Origin of the sequence: Bradyrhizobium mercantei (assembly GCF_001982635.1) — a bacterium.
GTDB classification, from domain to species: Bacteria; Pseudomonadota; Alphaproteobacteria; order Rhizobiales; family Xanthobacteraceae; genus Bradyrhizobium; species Bradyrhizobium mercantei.
Genome location: NZ_MKFI01000053.1, coordinates 1 through 805 on the forward strand (window position 1 = coordinate 1; position 805 = coordinate 805).

The 805-nt window shown below is 71.4% G+C and carries 1 protein-coding gene; it reads left to right on the forward strand.

Annotated elements, in window-relative coordinates:
• Nucleotides 1–805 (forward strand): molybdopterin-dependent oxidoreductase (locus tag BI327_RS40865; RefSeq protein ID WP_159450534.1); only part of this gene is annotated, 805 nt, incomplete at both ends.

The following is an 805-nucleotide window of genomic DNA, read 5'->3' on the forward strand; positions in this document are numbered from 1 at the left end:
GCCCGCAGGCGGTGTTCGGCGGCTCGTACGGCTGGTCCAGCGCCGGCCGCTTCCATCACGCGCAGAGCCAGGTGCACCGCTTCCTGAACACCTCGCTGGGCGGTTACGTGCGCTCGGTCAACAGCTACAGCGCTGGCGCCTCGGCGGTGATCCTGCCGCACATCCTGGGCGGCATGGACGATGTGGCGCGCCGCAACGTCACCTGGGAACAGATCGTCGCGCACACCGATGTGGTGCTGGCCTTCGGCGGCATGGCGCTGAAGAATTCGCGCGTGGCCAGCGGCGGCATCAGCCGCCACATCGAGCGCGACTCGATGCGCCAGGCCGCGCGGCGCGGCTGCCGCTTCCTGAACATCAGCCCGCTGGCCACCGACCTTCCGGCCGACGCGGCGGCGCAATGGATTCGCGCCGTGCCCGGCACCGACGTGGCGCTGATGCTGGCGCTGGTGCATGAACTGGTCGCCAACGGCTGGCACGACCAGGCCTTCCTGCGCGACTTCTGCGAAGGCTGGGACGGCTTCGAGGACTACCTGATGGGGCGCGCGGATGGCCAGGCCAAGGACCCGGCCTGGGCCGCACCGATCTGCGGCGTGGCGGCCGAAGAGATCGCCCGCATCGCGCGGCTGCTGCCGGGCAAGCGCGTGCTGGTGACGGTGGCGCATTCACTGCAGCGCGCCGAACACGGCGAACAGCCCGTGTGGATGGGCGCGGTGCTGGCCGCGGCGCTGGGGCAGCTGGGCCTGCCGGGCGGCGGATATGCCTATGCGCTGGGCACGCTGGCGCACTACGGCAAGCGCAGCAACGC